Below are 16,820 nucleotides of genomic sequence, written 5' to 3' on the forward strand. Positions count from 1 at the left end.
AGCGACCAAGCAGAGAAATTCTGCTTGGTCGCTAGCCCCTCTTCTATGTATTGAGATTACGACGCTGCCGTATTCGCTATAAACCACTCACCCAGCTCATGTACAGGCATCGGCCGGCCGTAATAATAACCCTGCATGACTCTACAACCCAGTGATTTCAGCAATTCAATCTGCTCTGGTGTCTCCACACCTTCCGCCACGACTTCCATATTCAGATGGGTCGCAATCGAAATAATATTGCTGATAATAGCTTTCTTGGAGTGCATCTTGCTGTTACGAATAAATACTTGATCAATCTTGAGTGTGTTGACTGGGATCTCATCCAAATTACCAAGGGAGGAGAAGCCTGTCCCAAAGTCATCCAATGATACTCTTACTCCAAGCATCCGAAGTCTGGACAACTGCGCAACCGTCTCTTTCATGTTATGCATCGCAATGGACTCTGTAATCTCCAGTTCGAGGAAGTGTGGTTCTAATTCTGAACATGTGAGTGCTTCCGATACAACATCGTATAGACTTCCATCCTCAAACATCCTTGCGGACATATTAATTGATACCGGTACGTTAGCTATCTCTTCCTTATGCCAGAACTTGTTCTGGCTGCACACATCATGCAGCATCCAATAGGTAATCGGAACGATTAGTCCGGTTTCCTCTGCAATAGGAATGAATTCAGCTGGTGAAATGATCCCATGCTCTGGGTGTCTCCAGCGCAGCAATGCTTCAAGACCTACAGTAACATTCATATAGGAATCCCATTTGGGCTGATACACCACCATAAACTCAGAACGAGCTAACGCTTTACGAAGATCTTTTTCTAGCGACATCCGTCGCAGCTGATGGCGATTAGCTTCCTGATCAAACACACTGAACTTGTTCTTACCCGAATCCTTAGAAGTATAAAGAGCCGTATCCGCAGCTTTCATTAGCGTTGAGCGATCAGTCCCATGCAAAGGTGTCATACTGATTCCAATGCTTGCAGTAACATAGAGCTCGTTGCCCTGAATACGATAGAATCTCTTAAGTTCATGCATAATACGTTCTGCCTCTAACTGCGCATTTTCCAGCGTGCAATCTGGGAGAGCAATCAAGAATTCATCGCCGCCTAAACGGAAGACCTTCCCCTTATCTCTTACAGAACGAATTAATCTTACAGCAACCTCCTGTAGTAGCATATCCCCTATATCATGTCCAAGCGTATCGTTAATCGATTTAAAGCGATCCAGATCCACAAAAAAAACAGCACCCGATCTACTTCCGAAAAATTCATTTTTAAAATAGTGTTCCAATCCATGTCGATTCGGCAGCTCTGTTAATGAATCTTGATAGTCCATTCTCCCCGCGCATGCCTTAAACTTATAAAACATCAATAATCCAAGATAAGCGGATACTACAACAAGAGCTATGGCTGCACCTTGAGTCCACACATCATAATAAACCTTTGCCCCGATCCTTAAAGAAAACAACCCGATGTAATGCATGGCCGAAATTCCGCTACCCAAAAGAATACCGCCTACTATTAAGCGCCATACTCCCAAACGTGTATCAGACGTTATATGGAATGCCAAATAACAGAACAACACACCAACCAATAGCGATAGTATAGATCTACCCGGATAGTAATTAACTTCAAAGGGTAAATAACTCGCCATGATCCCAACATAATGTAGCACCCAAATACCACTACCAAGCACAAAAGCCCCCGAAATCAGCCATAAGCGTCGAACTTTGCCGTTAGAACCGGAAACTTGCGCAATCAGATTCAGTGCGGAATAAGCAGCTGTCGCCACTAACGCCAATGATAGTAAAACAACCCAAACATTAAAGTGGATTCCCATTTTATCCATTAGTTAACCTCTTCACCGGTTTTGAATCCCGTAATCGCCCAGCGTATTTCTCAAGTAAACAATCCGTACACGAATATCAAATATGGAAGAGTGCGTAAAGATTATAGGTGATCCCCAAAAAAGAAACTTTAGATGTATTCTACTCTGTATTCAGAAGATTGTCTAAGTAAATACTGGAATTTATACCCTTTTTTATTACGCAAAAAATGTCCATATTTGACACAACCACTCAGGCCGGAAAATTTGAACTATGACTTGTTGGCGATACGTTTTTTGGAAAGGTAATTCGCCATATCCATAGATTCAAAACTACCAGAACTAACAAGTAAATATAAACTCCACCCGTAAACAAAGTGAAAACATAATGTATACCTGCCATCCCCATCAACAAGAATAACAACCCAAAGGAGTTTGCGGTATAATCCTTCTGTTTAGCTGCCTCATAACGCTCTGAGAAAGGTAATACCGGGGGATAAGAACGAAAGCAAATGACCGCATAGATCAGCATTGCGAACAGCACTACTACTAAATCCGGCACAATCCGCGACCCAAACAACCAAAGATATACTATCGCTTCTATAGCGAATAAAGGGACTAGTAAGCGAACAATCGCTGCCTTAAGCATTCCACGATATATAGGTGCGGTGTTCGGTAGAGGAATCAGCTTATAAATCCAAGAACCTTTATAATCCGCAGAGTACCTTAGCATTAGAACAACCGTCTGAAGTAACGTCGCACCGAAATAAATCATCAGGTATGTGTTCGAATCCTTGATTGACGATGCATTTCCATCCCAAAAGATCCCAAATATAAAAATGAACGGGAAGACAATGGAATAACCGATTGCCGGATATACCTTTAACTTGAAGTCACGCTCATTCTTCATCATTGACCAGCTAAAACGAAAGAACATGCCCTCTACCGGGTTCTTACAAGTTACTTTCGACAACCAGTCCACCATTCGGGCGTTACTTTTACCAACGTTGCCTTGCTCTGAAAGCTTCTGTAAGCTCTTTTCGAATAAAGGCATCAGCTTAATATAAGCCGCAATCAGCAGAACCGGAATTACTAAAGCTAACGCCGAAAGCACCACGAAGTGTGTGTCTCTCGCTCCGCCAATCAGCATCTCAAATGGAGCTGCAAACCAAACCGGAGAAATCAAATACTGCCACCATGCCGGCTTAAAAGAGAGGCTCAATTCAGCAATATCGAACAGTCTAACAACGAGCTGATACCCTACTGTAATCCCTATAGTCAAAATGATCTGTACATAATTAATAATATCTTTGAGCTTCTCCCCGTCGAAAAACTTCATGATCAGTAAATACAGCAGCGCCGTAATGACGAGAATAAAGCAGTCCATCAGAATGATCTCAACAGCATATATTAGAAAAAATAGTACTCCCTGTTTGAACAGGCACAAAATCAGCGAAGGTCCGGTCAAGGTCAGCGTCACTGAAAATAAATAAATGAGAATGTGGATGCTCTTCGCCATGTTCAAGGTACGGCGGTTCACTGGCTTGGAAGCCAGTATATTTTTATCCCGAAGATCAAGCATTACGGAAGAGAAATCAGAGATCAGTGTGGTCGTAATCATAAACATCACTACACCAAACACAAGGCTCATTTGCAGCATATAGTTGCCCGTTAACATCATAAGAGGAATTAACATGACGCCAAAAAGTAAATAAATCCATTGCACACGCAGCGGGGAGCCCTCTTTCTTCTCCTCCTTTTTCTGCATTCCACCAAGCACTGTCGGTGTTCTTCTGCCGTCCATCGTTAATTTGACCTGTAGAATACTTCGCATCACGTCATAATCAACACCGATTCGGCTAAACCCACCCCGCAGCTTATCCAGAAGCTTCAGCACATAGAAATCAGTCATGAGAGGATACCTCTTGCATAACCGCAACAAATTCCCCAGCAATATCACGGTATTTATCAAATCCAGTTAATTGATTAAAAATATCCTCCAGCGAACCTTCACGGCCTTTCTCTTGAAGCTCCGAAAAACTCCCATCCGCCACGATATCTCCACCATCGATCAAAACAATACGGCTACTGATCTTCTCCACCACATCCATGATGTGTGAAGAATAGAAGATGGTCTTCCCCCTTGCTGCCAAAGATGCAAAAATCTCCTTTACTACCATTACACTGTTAGCATCCAGACCGCTCAGCGGTTCATCTAGGAATAAAATATCGGGATCATGAAGCATGCTGGAGATCAGCAGTACCTTTTGTTTCATCCCTTTGGAGAAGGTTGCGATCCTCGAATCATAGGCTTTCTCAAGACCTAGCAAAGCCATTAGCTTTCCAGCTTTATAGTCGACATCACTACGCTTCAATCCATACAACTCACCTACAAAAGTTAGATACTCCCTAGCGGTGAGGCTATCATATAATTCGGCTACCTCCGGCACATAACCTATTCTTTTCTTATAAGAGACATCTCCATCAGCAATATCCCTACCGAAAATCTCTACTTTGCCGTTATAGCCTTCTACCAGACCGAGCATAATCTTAACAGTTGTACTCTTTCCTGCACCGTTAGGACCGATATAGCCAATGATTTGTCCTCTGTATACCTTAAGGTCAATGCCCTTTAGCACCATTCGATCAGTGTAGTTCATCCATAAACCAGAAATCGCAATGACTGGATCATCAGCAAGGCCCATATCCTAATCCCCTCTCTAGCGACTAATTGACGATGTTAAAAATTACTATTTTATAAAATTACAATAATTGTATCATTCAACTGAATCCCACTCCATAATTTAACTCACTAATCTTATTTCTATGAATGCTAATGCCCTTTTCAGCACAAAAGGGAGAACCCTTGGTTCCCCCTTAAAGTGTAGCGATCATCCCCCGCGAATTATTCCGCTTGATCCACTTGATCATATGAAGCTCTAGCCTGTTGAACCAATTCGTAATTTTTACTCGTCCACTGATTTAACGCTCTCATAGGTTCAAGTAATGATTCCCCTAAAGGAGTTAGAGAATACTCTACGATGGGCGGGACGGATGGTGTGATCTCGCGCTGGACCAGCCCATCTCGTTCCAGTTGCCGCAATGTTTGAGTGAGCATTTTTTTAGAGATGCCCTCAATTCTTCTTCTGATATCACTGTAACGAATGATTCCATCTTCCATGGCATAGATGACCAAAGCTGTCCATTTATTAGAGATAATGTCAAGGACCTTACTGTACCCACAAATCGATAACGAGATATCAGGCTCTACGGCATTCGTCGAAAATGGATGGTTCATATGAAGTCCTCCTATGCACTTTTTGGTTCCCTGGACACTATAAAGTGCCTTCTTACTTAAGTGTAGTTTATGGATTATTGTATGTCTATGCACTTCAAAAAGGAGAGATTGCTCATGAAACTATACGAAATTCAAAGTGAATTTGGCCTAGATCACCTGAAGACAGCCGAACGTCCAATTCCTAATCCTGGTCCTGGTGAAGTTCGTATAAAAATGCGGGCAGTTTCCCTTAACGCTAGGGATTTAGGTGTGATTGATGGTTTTTATAACCCAATTTTGAACGCTCCTTTAATTCCGGTATCAGACGGTGTTGGTGAAGTTGTTGCTTTAGGTGAGCATACGTCCAGATTCAAGATTGGTGATCGGGTAAGCGGTATTTTTACTCAAAGCTGGATTTCGGGAGAACCTACACAAGAAAATTGGGTGAGCTCACTTGGAAGTCCGCTTGATGGGTTGCTTGCAGAATATGTTGTGCTTCCCGAGGAGGGATTGGTTCGTGTTCCAGATCTATTAACTGATGAAGAAGCGGCAACACTTCCTTGTGCTGGTGTTACAGCTTGGCATGCTATTGTTGAAGAAGGAAAGGTGAAGGCTGGAGAGACTGTAGTGATACAAGGAACGGGTGGAGTTTCACTATTCGCGCTTCAATTTGCCAAGCTTCACGGTGCACAGGTGATCATCACATCAAGCAGCGATGAGAAGCTTAAGCGTGCAAAGGGATTGGGAGCGGATTTCGGTATCAATTATTTAAAGACCCCTGAATGGGATAAGGCTGTTCTTGAGCTGACAGGGGGACGCGGGGCAGACCATATTGTTGATCTCGGTGGATCTTCCACATTAAATAAATCAATCGGGGCGCTGCGGGTGGGTGGAAGGGTCAGTCTGATAGGCGGTCTGTCAGGGTTCCAGGTGGAAGGCTTTGAAATTATCCCTGCAATTCTGAGAAAAGCGCGCCTTCAAGCCATCAATGTTGGAAGCCGTGACATGTTTGAGACGATGAACCGTGCGATCGAACAAAATGGACTTCGCCCGATCATTGATGCTGTATTTCCATTTGAACATTCTATTGAAGCATTGCAATACTTAGCTAAGGGTTCAACCTTCGGAAAAATTTGCATTAAATTTTAAGATTAGAAACCCCCTGCTTTTTTTTGCAGGGGGTTCCAATGTAATATACAGCTGCTGCTTAATTATCTCGACAGCAAATTATAAATGACCTGTGCCGCTTGCGCTCTTGTAGTGACTTCTTTAGGACTCAGCTTACTATTTGCTCCTGTCACTACACCTCTTTCTACCAGCGCCTGAAGGGCTTCCTGTGCATAGCCAGCAATTTCCCCTGCATCACTAAAATCAGAAAGACTTGCAGCCTTCTTCTCGGATGGCAGTTCACCTAGCGCTACGAGCGAGCGGTACAAGAGTGTAAATAGCTCCTGTCTAGTGATCTGAATCTCTGGCTGGAATTGATTATCCCCCGAACCTGTGGCTACCCCAAGGCGCTTAGCAGTCGCGAGATAGTTCGTGTAATACGTATTGCCCGCATCCGTGAAATTATCCGTTGCGGTAGCGTCCGGTGTGATGCCGTAAGCATTCAAGAGTAAGACAATAAATTGCCCTCTAGTTATTTCAGCATTCGGACTGTAATGCTCTGCATCTGTACCGGATGTGATACTGCGTGCTGCAAGATAACCTACTGCACTGCTATACCATGAGGTGTCCGAAACATCCGCAAAGCGCACCTTGTTATATCCGATAATATATTGGGAGAAATGTGTGGTAACAAAATCTACAGTTCCCTTGGCAGCATTATAATTCCCGCGTACATTCTCCAAGCTTCCAGTGGTATTAATATGGTATACGATGACCGCATCTTTCTGTTCTCCTGCTTGGAGCGTATAGGGCACACTGATGTGGACACTGCCCCCGCCAAAGGTAGAAAGGGTGCTTTGGCCCGCCTTTACCGATAAATCATAAACCGGTCTGTCGCCGAGAACAGCCTTACCTTCTGCCGTTAACGAAACCTTAGCGATCGTTATGACAATATCCCCCGCATCCGAGGCTGCGCTGATACTTGCCAAAGATTTGGCATCGAGTGTAATCGTACCTACATTCTCATATTGAATGGTAATCTCGGCCTTCGTACCAGAGACTAACTCATTAATTATGCTTCTCGATAGGGTAAGCTCGGCTGTTTTGGTATCAGAAGTAGCTGCTACTTTAATTTCCAGTACAGCTTTCTTCCCATCCGCTTCTGCTTTTTTAGCAAGGTTCAATAGCTCGATAGCCGCTTCTTGCGTTATTGTAGCTGTGGTTACTCCTGTGGTTTTATCCGTTTTGGTTGCTGCTGTTGATGATAAATTCACAGTATTACCGGTTGTTGTTGCAGCAACCAGTTGAGGGCTTGCTGTTGGTGTTGGTGTAGCCGTGCTCGGCGCAGGATTGCTGCCGCCAGGCCCGCTTGTTCCTGGGTCTGAAATAGATACATAAGCAGGAACAACGATAGCGGTCACTGGACTTGCCTTATAACCTTCTTTCGCTGCGTATCGCACTTGATACGTACCTGGTATTAGACCTGTAATCTCTTTATCTGGTGCATACACATAATTAGTCACACTGGACAGCTTATATTCTAAGGCTGTTGTGGTTCCTGTAATTTTCCCATCATTGTTCGCTGTAGAGGTAGGTGCTACCCCCTGCAAACCGGATGGCGCTGCTTGCTCTGCAGTGAATACTGGAACAATCACTTCTGCTGCTCTGCCCGCATTAAATCCCTCTTTGGCTGCATATCTTACTTGATATATCCCCGGTACCAATCCAACGATCTCTACTTCTGTTGCATAGACATAATCGGTTACCGTTGATAGCTTATATTCCAAAGCTTTCGTAGTCCCGGTAATTTTACCGTCATTATTGGCTGCGGTAGTCGGCGCTACGCCCACTAGCCCTGTAGGAGCTGCTTGCTCGCCATAGGCCGGAACTTCAACAGTAGCATCTTTACCTACGCTGTATCCTTCTTTTGCCGCAAATCTCACCTTATAAAAGCCCGGAGTAAGACCTGAGATGACTACGCCTGTTACAGGCTTATAATCAGTTTCTCCAGCACCCTTGTACTCCTGCCCCTCAACTGAGCCCGTAATTTGCCCATCATCGTTAGCTTCAGAAGTAGGAGCTACCCCTAATAGACCTGTTGGAGCTGCTTGTTGATGGATATAAGCAGGCACCTCCACAATTACGTCTTCTCCAGCATTATAAGGAATAATCGTTGGTCCCGCTGCGTTCGTTGGACCTTGATATCCTGATGTAGCCGCATATCTTACTGTATAAACACCAGGCGCAAGCCCTGTAATCGCTGAACCTGATACTTGCGTATATGCCGTATCTCCAGCCAGCTTATATTCCAAGGCCGAACTTGTGCCCAAGATTTGCCCATCCTTACTGTCTGCTGCGGTTGGTGCTACACCTGTAAGTCCAGCAGGCACAGCTTCAAGTTTTGAGAATAGCTTATCCAGCGCTGTTGTAGTGTTAGTGTATCTGGCTCCAATTGGGTAATTAGCCTGCACGTAATCCGGTTGGATGTTCGTCCAGCTATACATAAGCTCAATATGCCCTAGAATAGGTGCATTAGTACCACTTGCATCTTTGTTGTCCTTGTTATAAGTGAACAGATATGGAACCTGAAGTCTATCTCCTATCACAGTGTTTCCAAGCTCATTCACATAACTAATCACAGATGGTTTAGCTGCTGTATTGTTCTCGGTCTTAATATTGGTCAGATAAGTACGGACCAGATCAACATACAAATTTGCATATGGATGATTGGTTGTTCTAATCTGAAGCTCATTATTATTATGCGGATTAGCGTTGCCCTTAGTGCCGCTGTTGTTGCTTGGTTCAGCAACCGTCACCCCAGAGTCGAGCTTCGTATCGAAGAAGTAGACCTTATCGATATTATGTTTTTTGGCATACTCGTTAATATATTTGATAACTGCTTGTGTGTTGGGGCACCATGAGCCGCCTAACAAAATCGCATAGTTGCCATCACTCGCCAAAATTTGCTTCAGCTGATGATAGGTCACATGTTCATACACGAGCGTACCGTCCGATTCGTTGAAGATCGTAGATTTGCCCTCATTTTCGCCCTCATAGTTCTTGTTAAATGCGGCCTTGATATAAGCAGATTCATCGATCGTGCTATACCCAGAAGCGGCACTAAGTACCTCTCTTACTGATGCTTTATACGCATTAACCTTCGTCGCATCAAGTGTTCCGTTCGTCAGGAACTCATTCCACGAGTAGCTCTTATCCAGATAGGATACAACAGGAGCGATATTTCCTTGTGCATCCTTGTGATCCTTGTTGTATACCAAGAGAAATGGAGATTCGATCTTATTAGCAGTTACGACATCCCCGTTTTTATTGGTATAGCTAACATTGCGTTCTGGAACGTCCTTCGAGGACAGATTCAAATTCTTTAAATATTTGTTTACCAGGTCAACGTATTTGTAAGCAAATTTATTATTGCTGTCTGCAATCTGGAGCGTGTCACCGTCCAGCTTAGTATCAAAGTTATAAATCGTAGAGATGCCATATTCTTTAGCTACTTCATTGATAAAGCCGATATCGGCCTGTGTATTCTCGCTCCAAGCGCCGCCAACCAGAACAGCGTAAGTGCCTTCACTCTCAAAAAGATGAACGATATCCTCATAGGTTGCCGTTTTAAATACATGGCTAGCATCATTCAAACGGTCATAAACATGACTGAAATAATCAAAGTGGCTTACACCGCTATTTGAGGCCAAAGAGGTTAGTGCCTCTGCGTTATCCGTTTCGGCATTAGCTCTGCCCGCTTGAAAAGGCAGGACAAGTAGGGAAGCTGCTAGAAGCAGCGTTACAATTTTTTTGAATCGCAATGGTTTTATCATTTATGTGCACCTCGCCTTATATCGATTTATGTGATGAATTTGCTGAAAGGAATCCTGAATGAGCACGTGCCCCATCAAGGACAAACCTCTTCCTCAGCTGCAGGTGCGGGTGCTTGAGCCGGTTCCGCTGGCGCGCTGACGGTGGATGATGGTGCATTAGCAGAGGTCTTTGGCTGAGCTACCTCAGCCACTGGAGCGGCCGTCGCTTTAACCACCTCAGTTGTAGAGAAGGTAATGGATTTCGATTTCGAAGGTGCTTCCGTTGCCGTTACTGCAGGAGCCGAAGTTGCCTTTGGCTGAGCAGATACAACAGGAGCAGACGTTGGTTGAGCCGCTTTGGCGGTTACGATTGCTTTGGGAGCCGTCGTAGGCGCAGCGGTTGGAGCCGGTGTTGCTGTCTGGGTTTGTGTTTTGACAGTAGCAGCAACCGTGGTTGTAGTTGTTGCAACCTTAGCGGTGTCCGCCGCTGGAGCTGCGGTCGCTTTAGGTGCAGCTTCACCCACTACAGGAGCAGCTGAGGCAACGGTCTTAGTCTTTGAATCTACTGTGGCATCTGGAGCAGCAGTCGCTTCTGCCGAGACAGTCTCCACTGCTGGAGCTGAAGATTCCGGCTGAACCGTTTCTACAACTGGTGCCGATGTGGCTTCTGCTTGAACAACGACTGCGGCCGCTGCAGTAGCTACAGGTGCAGCCGCTGCAGAAACGGATACTGCTGTATTACTGCTTGCTTCAATAGATGCTGCCTCTGCTGTCTTTTTATTAGCGGATACTGCGGCATACGTCAGTGCGGAGAAGACGACAGTAGCAGCAACCAAAGATATCGTAAGCTTTTTCATATGTGTATCATCCTTTTCAATTAAAATAAGACCCAACACGGCACGTAATACGTACCTGTTGAATCTCTGGCTGTCCAGTAGATCCATGCTTCTTAACTACCATTGTTGTACCTTAACCCCTTATTTCTCCTTTCTCTAAAATAAAAAGAGACTCAACGAGACGCCTAACTAAGCGTCTTTCGTTGAATCTCCGGCTGTCCAGTCGATTCCAATTGGTCTAACGATTAAGTTCCATATTATTCATGCAAGAATCTCTTGTCAATCAATTTTTATTTTTCACATGGTTTTTGTCGGGATTAATTATTTTTAACATATTATTACATTGACTTTACTATAAATTCTATATAGATTGATCTCAATAGGATTAATCATATTAAAAAACTGGGTTTAAGGGGGTATTAGTAGTGAACATAGATAACAACTTGTTATCCGCCATCGAAACGAACTGGTATGGATTTGTAGCTTCCATATTTGTTTTTGCAATTTTGTTTCTACTGGCACGTAAACGCATTGGATTTGGTACTCGAGTACTCATCGGACTTGGCATTGGACTAATTGCCGGAATATTCTTTCAATACTTCGATTTAGAGACCAAAGCCATCAGCACATTCGGCAGCATTTATGTCAGCTTGATTCGCATGCTCGTCATTCCTTTAGTATTTGTACTCGTATTGAACAGTATTTCTTCCTTAACCAATCTGGAGTATTTGCGTAAAATAGGAATCAAAACCTTCGCCTGGTTCCTCGGAACGACGGGTATCGCTTCTATTATTGGCCTATCTGTTGCATTACTGTTCAATCCTGGTCAAGGGATACAACAGGACGTACCTGCAGATTTCGCCGCTCGGGAAATCCCCACCTTCTCACAGGTTATTCTGGATCTTGTGCCGTCTAACCCTGTGAATGAAGCAGCTACAGGTAAGGTTGTGCCTCTGCTCATTTTTGCTATCTTCTTAGCAGTAGCTATTATCAAGATTGGCTCCAAGAAACCGGAAGCCGTGAAACCTGTACGTGATCTTATTGAATCCCTGACACTGATACTGCATCAGGTCGTGAAATTCATTATTCGCTTGACGCCTTACGGTGTCTTCGCACTGATTGCAGGAATTACCGCACGTTATGGCTGGGAAACGTTGCAGGAGCTGGGCAGTGTAATTATTACCTCATATGTCGCAATGATTATACATTTTGTTCTTATCTTTGGCGGGTTGGTTCTATTAGTAGCGAAGGTGAATCCAATTCGTTTCTTCCGCAAAATCTATCCAACCATTACCGTCGCCTTCACGACTAGAAGCAGCTACGCAACACTTCCTGTCAATCTTGAAGTCATTACGAAGCGCCTTCATGTCTCCCCGCGGATCGCGAGCTTTATTGCGCCGTTAGGAGCATCGGTCAACTTCAATGCGTGCGGTGGCATTTGGCCGGCAATTGTGGCTGTGTTTACCGCCCAAGTATTCGGTATTGATCTGAACTGGACTGACTACATTACGCTGGTCTTAGTAAGTATTATCTCTTCTATTGGTGTAGCTGGCGTACCTGGACCAGCCGTAATCTCCACTACGGTAGTCTTAACCGCTCTTGGTCTGCCGCTTGAAGGAATCGCTATCGTTGCAGGTGTAGAAGCGCTCATCGATATGGGTCGTACCGCTGTAAATGCAACAGGAACAGCTGTAACCGCGCTGTTGGTCGCCAATTCAGAAGGTGAATTCGACCGCGAAGCCTTTAATAGCAATAATGACGAAGATGATATTCTCTTGAGCACAGTTTAAAATCCGAACATGCAAGCAAAAACGCCTTCGGCGTCCCCAAAGGACGGTGCGCGTTTATGCGAGAAATATAAAAAACCTTCGACTATCTGCTTATAGCAGAAAGCCGGAGGTTTTTTCGCGTACATCTATATTAGATTCAGCGGTTACAGCATGCTAATTCTTTGCCGTTGTTTTGCTGAAGCAAGGCAGGTTTCAACCAGCCGCATACTTAGCACCGGATCCTCCGGTGCAATGAGTCTCTTACCTGTGAACACAGCGGTTGCAAAATCATCCACCTGCCGAATGTATGGATTAGCCCCTGTGGCATCGACCCGTCTCACCTCATCACCAGTGTACACAAAGAATTCCGCATCCTCGTCTCTAGCGTTGAAAGGCATAGGCACCTCAATTCGCCCCTCGGTCCCAAGAATCTCCAAGAGCTGACGGTTATATGCCCACATGCCGCAATCAAAGATCAAGCTTAAACCATTTGGAAACTCTACCAGCCCTGAGGCCATCATATCTACATTATCATGCTCAGGGGAGAACTTCGCATGCACAGTCACAGCTTCCGGCTCCGTCCCAAACAACAGTCGCGCCGCGCTTAACGGATAACAACCAACATCATAAAGCGAGCCGCCACCCCAAGCCGATTTAAAACGAATATTTGAAGTGTCTGTAGCATCGTTGTAAGTAAATGTACCTCGAATCGAGCGTAATTCTCCGATTTCACCGCTAGCGATAATGTCCTGGAGTTCAGCAATCCGTGGATGATGCCGATACATGTACGCTTCTGCTAAGTGAACGCCTGCATCGTTGCATGCTTTCACCATCTCTGCGGCCTCTGCACTGTTCAGCGCGATCGGTTTCTCACACAACACATGCTTACCCGCTTCTGCCGCACGGATCACCCATTCTCGATGAAGATGATTAGGGAGCGGAACATACACCGCATCAATTTCTTTATCCGCAAGTAACTCTTCATAACTCCCATATGCCTTCTCTATTCCGAACTCTGCGGCTACAGCGCTGCTTTTTTCAAAACCACGACTTGCTACCGCTGTAATCACTCCTGAATCTGAATTCATGATAGCTGGCATCACTGAACCTATCGCAATCTGCGCACAGCCTATGATTCCCCACCGAAGTTTTTGTACCATGATGGCTACACACCTCTTCCCTTGGATTAGTTACTATACTTTAAGACACCTTATCATAGAATGAAACTCATCACTAATAGAAAAGAACTGTTACAAAGCAAAAAAGCAGCAGCCAAAGGAGCTTAGACTCCGATGGATACTGCTTTTTAATTCAGGGCAAAAATTACATTATCCTATTTAACAGCACCGCCGCACCAAGCACAGCAATACGCGCCGCGTTCATCAGCACGAAATTTTTGACGGCAAGAATAAAGGTACTCGCCTTCTCCTGCTTCCGTGTGAATAAATCAATATTTCGGTGCAGTGGAATCAGTGTAAGTAGAATTGCCAAGACAAGAATAGGGTTAATCCCCAAGATCAGCAGCACTACAAGATCCAGATAAGAGACATAGTAGAGATATTTAAACAGCACGAGCGCATTGCGGCGGCCAATATAGACCGGAAGCGTATACCTGCGGTTCTCCACATCTTCATCAATATCACAAATATTATTAGCGAGCATAATCCCTGCAATCCCCAGAATGGCGGGAACAGAGAACCAGAACAGGTACAGCACTTCCACAATGTTGATATTCAGACTGGCCCAACCGTTCTGAAGCACCAGCGCTACCACATGATTATCTGTATGAATATAGGCAGAGATAAAAATAATGACAAAGCCCATAAACAAACCTGAGAACAGCTCACCTAACGGCATCCGCGAGATCGGAATCGGCCCGAACGAATAAAGGATACCTATTAAGAACGACAGCCCACCCAGCAAAAAGACCAGCAAACCCGTCTGCGTAACAAGCGCAATCCCGCCCCCTGCAGCCAGAACTAGCAAAATAACAATCGTCGCCACAACGGTGCTCTCTTTTAGCTTAAAATGTACAATCGCATTATGTGTCTCATAGCCATAGCCGTGGGTTTTGGAAGCTTTTTTGAAATCGTAATAGTTGTTAATCGCCGTTGTCGCCATATCAAAACTAAGCAAAGAAACGAACATCAACGCAAAACGTAACACATAGAAATCCTCAAACCGATACAGGGCATACAGCGTTCCCATTAGAAAGGGAATCATACTGGCTACTTTTGTCGGCAGCTCCACAAATCTTAGAAAGCTTTTAATATTCACACCATACACCCTTATTTATCAAATGAGCCTGCAAGGCATTACTGTTCAGTCGTTGTGATCTTCACTGGGGACCATTCTGCAATAACCGTTTGTCCATGCACAGACACGCTGCCTTCAGGACTCAGATCCTTCTCTGTCATAATTCCGAGCGCTACTGTAAAGTTGTTGAATTTGATCGGGATATTTTTCTCACGGCGTACTTCTTTACCATTCAAATAGAATACAGCCTCATCGTTGCCACGGTGGTACGTAATGCGGTAGGTATTAAATTCACGCGGTTTGAAATCCGTATCTTCTTTAAAAATGCAGAAATATTTCGTGCCTGTGCTCTCTGGTACTTGTACCCCCGGGAACGGCAGAATACCATACACACTAGCGTATTTATCATTTCCCGCAAAAAAGTCAAGCGCCGCACCTGTCGTAAAATCAAGCAGATTCAGCGATACATAACCGTCGTACAAATCTCCAGGTGCTGTTCCTTGTGTACGGCTGCGAATTTGCAGCTCAAAGCTGATCTCTCCCGCCTCAGGAATTACCACTGGCTCCGCGGAGTAATACATATGCTTAGCATTGTCTAGAATTTGTACTTGATGGTTCTCACGGGATAATTTCGCCCGTACATAGAGCGTGTCATTACGAACAATAACTACCGCTTCCGGTTCACGATAAGCCCAGAACGATCCATCAGGCAGTGTAAATCCACCTGTCTTCCAAACCTTTCCTTCTTCTAAAATAGAGTGGAAATCTCCAAGAACCATTTGGCTGCCTTTAGCGTTTTGTTCTTCCTTCATTAATTCCTTGTCCTTCTTTTCCATGAAAGCTCACTCCTTCTGTATGTTAATTATTAGTACAAGCAAAAACGCCTTCAGCGTCCCTAATGGACGGTAAGCGTTTATGCGAGAAATATAAGGATAATGTATAGCGTGAAACCTATATATTCTTATATTTTCAGAATAATCCTTGAATTAGTAATGCTGCTGCCATCACTACTCCGCAACGAACGGAGGCTTTTCGTGAAGCACCCATGAGCGGGATATAGGCTGGCGAAGCATTATGTGGCTTCAGTCCACGATAAATACGAATCGGCCAGAAGGCTGTAACCAAGGCCAACAGTGCATAAACTGGAAGTACGCCCATCAGTACACAGATCACAACAGAGGCGTAACCGGTGAAAAGAAGTACACGTGAGAATACAAGTGCCTTTTGTTCCCCCCATACTACAACAAGCGTAAGCTTACCCGCCTGCTCGTCTGCTTTCCAGTGTAGGAAATGGTGATTAAACAACAGTAATGTAGTCAAGAATCCAACCGGCAATGAAAGAATTACAGGCTTTAGACTAAAATGACCGGTTTGTACGAAAAAGGAACCTAACACAGGCATAATCCCAAACGCTATAAAGATAGCCATCTCGCTGTATCCCTTACCGCGATATCCATAACGCAGTGGCGGGGCTACATAGAAATAAGCAATTAAAGCACCCACAAGCACAAACCAGAGGATGTTCCAACCGCTATATATACTTAGAATTCCACCGCAGATTAGGGCAATCGCCAGCATACTCCAGGTCATCCTTGCATAAAAAGACTCCGAGAGGATCCCACCTGTGAGTAGCCCGGAGTTTGTGCTGATTTCACCAGCGGAATTCTTTGCTTCTGTATCCGTTCCATTGCGGAAATCCCACAGATCATTCACCATATTGGAGAATAGATGCGCCGAAATCGCCCCTATTAAGGTAAGAATAAATAAAACCGGATGGAAAGTCCCTTCCCATACATATGCCCCAACGGTCCCCAAAACAATCGGGATGAGCATAACAGAAAAGCTCCAAAACCGGGTCGCCTTGGTAAATAATGTCCATTTGTTCACTTCAAGCTTACCGCCTTTTCTTTATGACTTGATAATAATTATCACTGACTATT

The 16,820-nt window shown here is 44.5% G+C and carries 12 protein-coding genes; 2 read left to right on the forward strand and 10 right to left on the reverse strand.

All coding sequences use genetic code 11. The features are described 5' to 3' along the window. Window positions 1-56 precede the first annotated feature (56 nt). From ACDZ28_RS06480 to ACDZ28_RS06495, 4 genes are all read right to left on the reverse strand, one after another. The gene (locus ACDZ28_RS06480) at window positions 57-1,847 is read right to left on the reverse strand and encodes a putative bifunctional diguanylate cyclase/phosphodiesterase (RefSeq protein ID WP_375104251.1); all 1,791 of its coding nucleotides are present in this window, start codon (window positions 1,845-1,847) and stop codon (window positions 57-59) included. Window positions 1,848-2,076: 229 nt separating this feature from the next. Further along, the gene (locus ACDZ28_RS06485) at window positions 2,077-3,735 is read right to left on the reverse strand and encodes a hypothetical protein (protein WP_375104252.1); all 1,659 of its coding nucleotides are present in this window, start codon (window positions 3,733-3,735) and stop codon (window positions 2,077-2,079) included. After that, on the reverse strand, window positions 3,728-4,528 hold the full coding sequence (locus ACDZ28_RS06490; protein WP_375104253.1) for an ABC transporter ATP-binding protein: 801 nt from the start codon (window positions 4,526-4,528) through the stop codon (window positions 3,728-3,730). The genes ACDZ28_RS06485 and ACDZ28_RS06490 overlap by 8 nt, the downstream gene beginning before the upstream one ends. Window positions 4,529-4,728: 200 nt before the next feature. Further along, window positions 4,729-5,121, reverse strand: a complete 393-nt coding sequence (locus tag ACDZ28_RS06495) for a helix-turn-helix domain-containing protein (protein WP_042131445.1) — start codon at window positions 5,119-5,121, stop codon at window positions 4,729-4,731. 114 nt (window positions 5,122-5,235) lie between these two features. Between ACDZ28_RS06495 and ACDZ28_RS06500 the strand changes: the two genes are divergently transcribed. Continuing rightward, a complete protein-coding gene (locus ACDZ28_RS06500; RefSeq protein ID WP_375104254.1) occupies window positions 5,236-6,249 on the forward strand; it encodes an NAD(P)-dependent alcohol dehydrogenase in 1,014 nt (337 codons plus the stop codon). A gap of 62 nt (window positions 6,250-6,311) precedes the next feature. Here the strand turns inward: ACDZ28_RS06500 and ACDZ28_RS06505 are convergent, their stop codons facing one another. Together ACDZ28_RS06505 and ACDZ28_RS06510 are read right to left on the reverse strand one after the other, a co-directional pair. Then, a complete protein-coding gene (locus ACDZ28_RS06505; RefSeq protein WP_375104255.1) occupies window positions 6,312-10,040 on the reverse strand; it encodes an S-layer homology domain-containing protein in 3,729 nt (1,242 codons plus the stop codon). 74 nt (window positions 10,041-10,114) lie between these two features. Continuing rightward, window positions 10,115-10,876: a hypothetical protein gene (locus tag ACDZ28_RS06510; protein ID WP_375104256.1), complete on the reverse strand. Its 762-nt coding sequence runs from the start codon at window positions 10,874-10,876 to the stop codon at window positions 10,115-10,117. Between the two features lie 410 nt (window positions 10,877-11,286). Here ACDZ28_RS06510 and ACDZ28_RS06515 point away from each other — a divergent pair, with 410 nt between their 5' ends. Continuing rightward, window positions 11,287-12,645: a dicarboxylate/amino acid:cation symporter gene (locus ACDZ28_RS06515; protein ID WP_042132548.1), complete on the forward strand. Its 1,359-nt coding sequence runs from the start codon at window positions 11,287-11,289 to the stop codon at window positions 12,643-12,645. A gap of 143 nt (window positions 12,646-12,788) precedes the next feature. Here the strand turns inward: ACDZ28_RS06515 and ACDZ28_RS06520 are convergent, their stop codons facing one another. The 4 genes from ACDZ28_RS06520 to ACDZ28_RS06535 form a co-directional block, all read right to left on the reverse strand. Then, on the reverse strand, window positions 12,789-13,784 hold the full coding sequence (locus ACDZ28_RS06520; RefSeq protein ID WP_375104257.1) for a Gfo/Idh/MocA family protein: 996 nt from the start codon (window positions 13,782-13,784) through the stop codon (window positions 12,789-12,791). A gap of 163 nt (window positions 13,785-13,947) precedes the next feature. Next, window positions 13,948-14,901, reverse strand: a complete 954-nt coding sequence (menA, locus tag ACDZ28_RS06525; RefSeq protein WP_375104258.1) for a 1,4-dihydroxy-2-naphthoate polyprenyltransferase — start codon at window positions 14,899-14,901, stop codon at window positions 13,948-13,950. 38 nt (window positions 14,902-14,939) lie between these two features. Further along, window positions 14,940-15,716 (reverse strand): DUF6081 family protein, encoded by a 777-nt coding sequence (locus ACDZ28_RS06530; RefSeq protein ID WP_249923585.1) that lies wholly within the window; start codon window positions 15,714-15,716, stop codon window positions 14,940-14,942. 133 nt (window positions 15,717-15,849) lie between these two features. Further along, on the reverse strand, window positions 15,850-16,767 hold the full coding sequence (locus ACDZ28_RS06535) for a prenyltransferase (RefSeq protein ID WP_375104259.1): 918 nt from the start codon (window positions 16,765-16,767) through the stop codon (window positions 15,850-15,852). Window positions 16,768-16,820 lie beyond the last annotated feature (53 nt).

Source organism: Paenibacillus sp. RS8 (assembly GCF_041956825.1).
In the GTDB taxonomy this organism is placed as follows: Bacteria; Bacillota; Bacilli; order Paenibacillales; family Paenibacillaceae; genus Paenibacillus_AQ.

Coding starts and splice junctions, on each gene's coding strand:
- ACDZ28_RS06480 (WP_375104251.1), bottom strand. CDS start 1,847: ATGGATAAAATGGGAATCCACTTTAATGTTTGGGTTGTTTTACTATCA.
- ACDZ28_RS06485 (WP_375104252.1), bottom strand. CDS start 3,735: ATGACTGATTTCTATGTGCTGAAGCTTCTGGATAAGCTGCGGGGTGGG.
- ACDZ28_RS06490 (WP_375104253.1), bottom strand. CDS start 4,528: ATGGGCCTTGCTGATGATCCAGTCATTGCGATTTCTGGTTTATGGATG.
- ACDZ28_RS06495 (WP_042131445.1), bottom strand. CDS start 5,121: ATGAACCATCCATTTTCGACGAATGCCGTAGAGCCTGATATCTCGTTA.
- ACDZ28_RS06500 (WP_375104254.1), top strand. CDS start 5,236: ATGAAACTATACGAAATTCAAAGTGAATTTGGCCTAGATCACCTGAAG.
- ACDZ28_RS06505 (WP_375104255.1), bottom strand. CDS start 10,040: ATGATAAAACCATTGCGATTCAAAAAAATTGTAACGCTGCTTCTAGCA.
- ACDZ28_RS06510 (WP_375104256.1), bottom strand. CDS start 10,876: ATGAAAAAGCTTACGATATCTTTGGTTGCTGCTACTGTCGTCTTCTCC.
- ACDZ28_RS06520 (WP_375104257.1), bottom strand. CDS start 13,784: ATGGTACAAAAACTTCGGTGGGGAATCATAGGCTGTGCGCAGATTGCG.
- ACDZ28_RS06530 (WP_249923585.1), bottom strand. CDS start 15,716: ATGGAAAAGAAGGACAAGGAATTAATGAAGGAAGAACAAAACGCTAAA.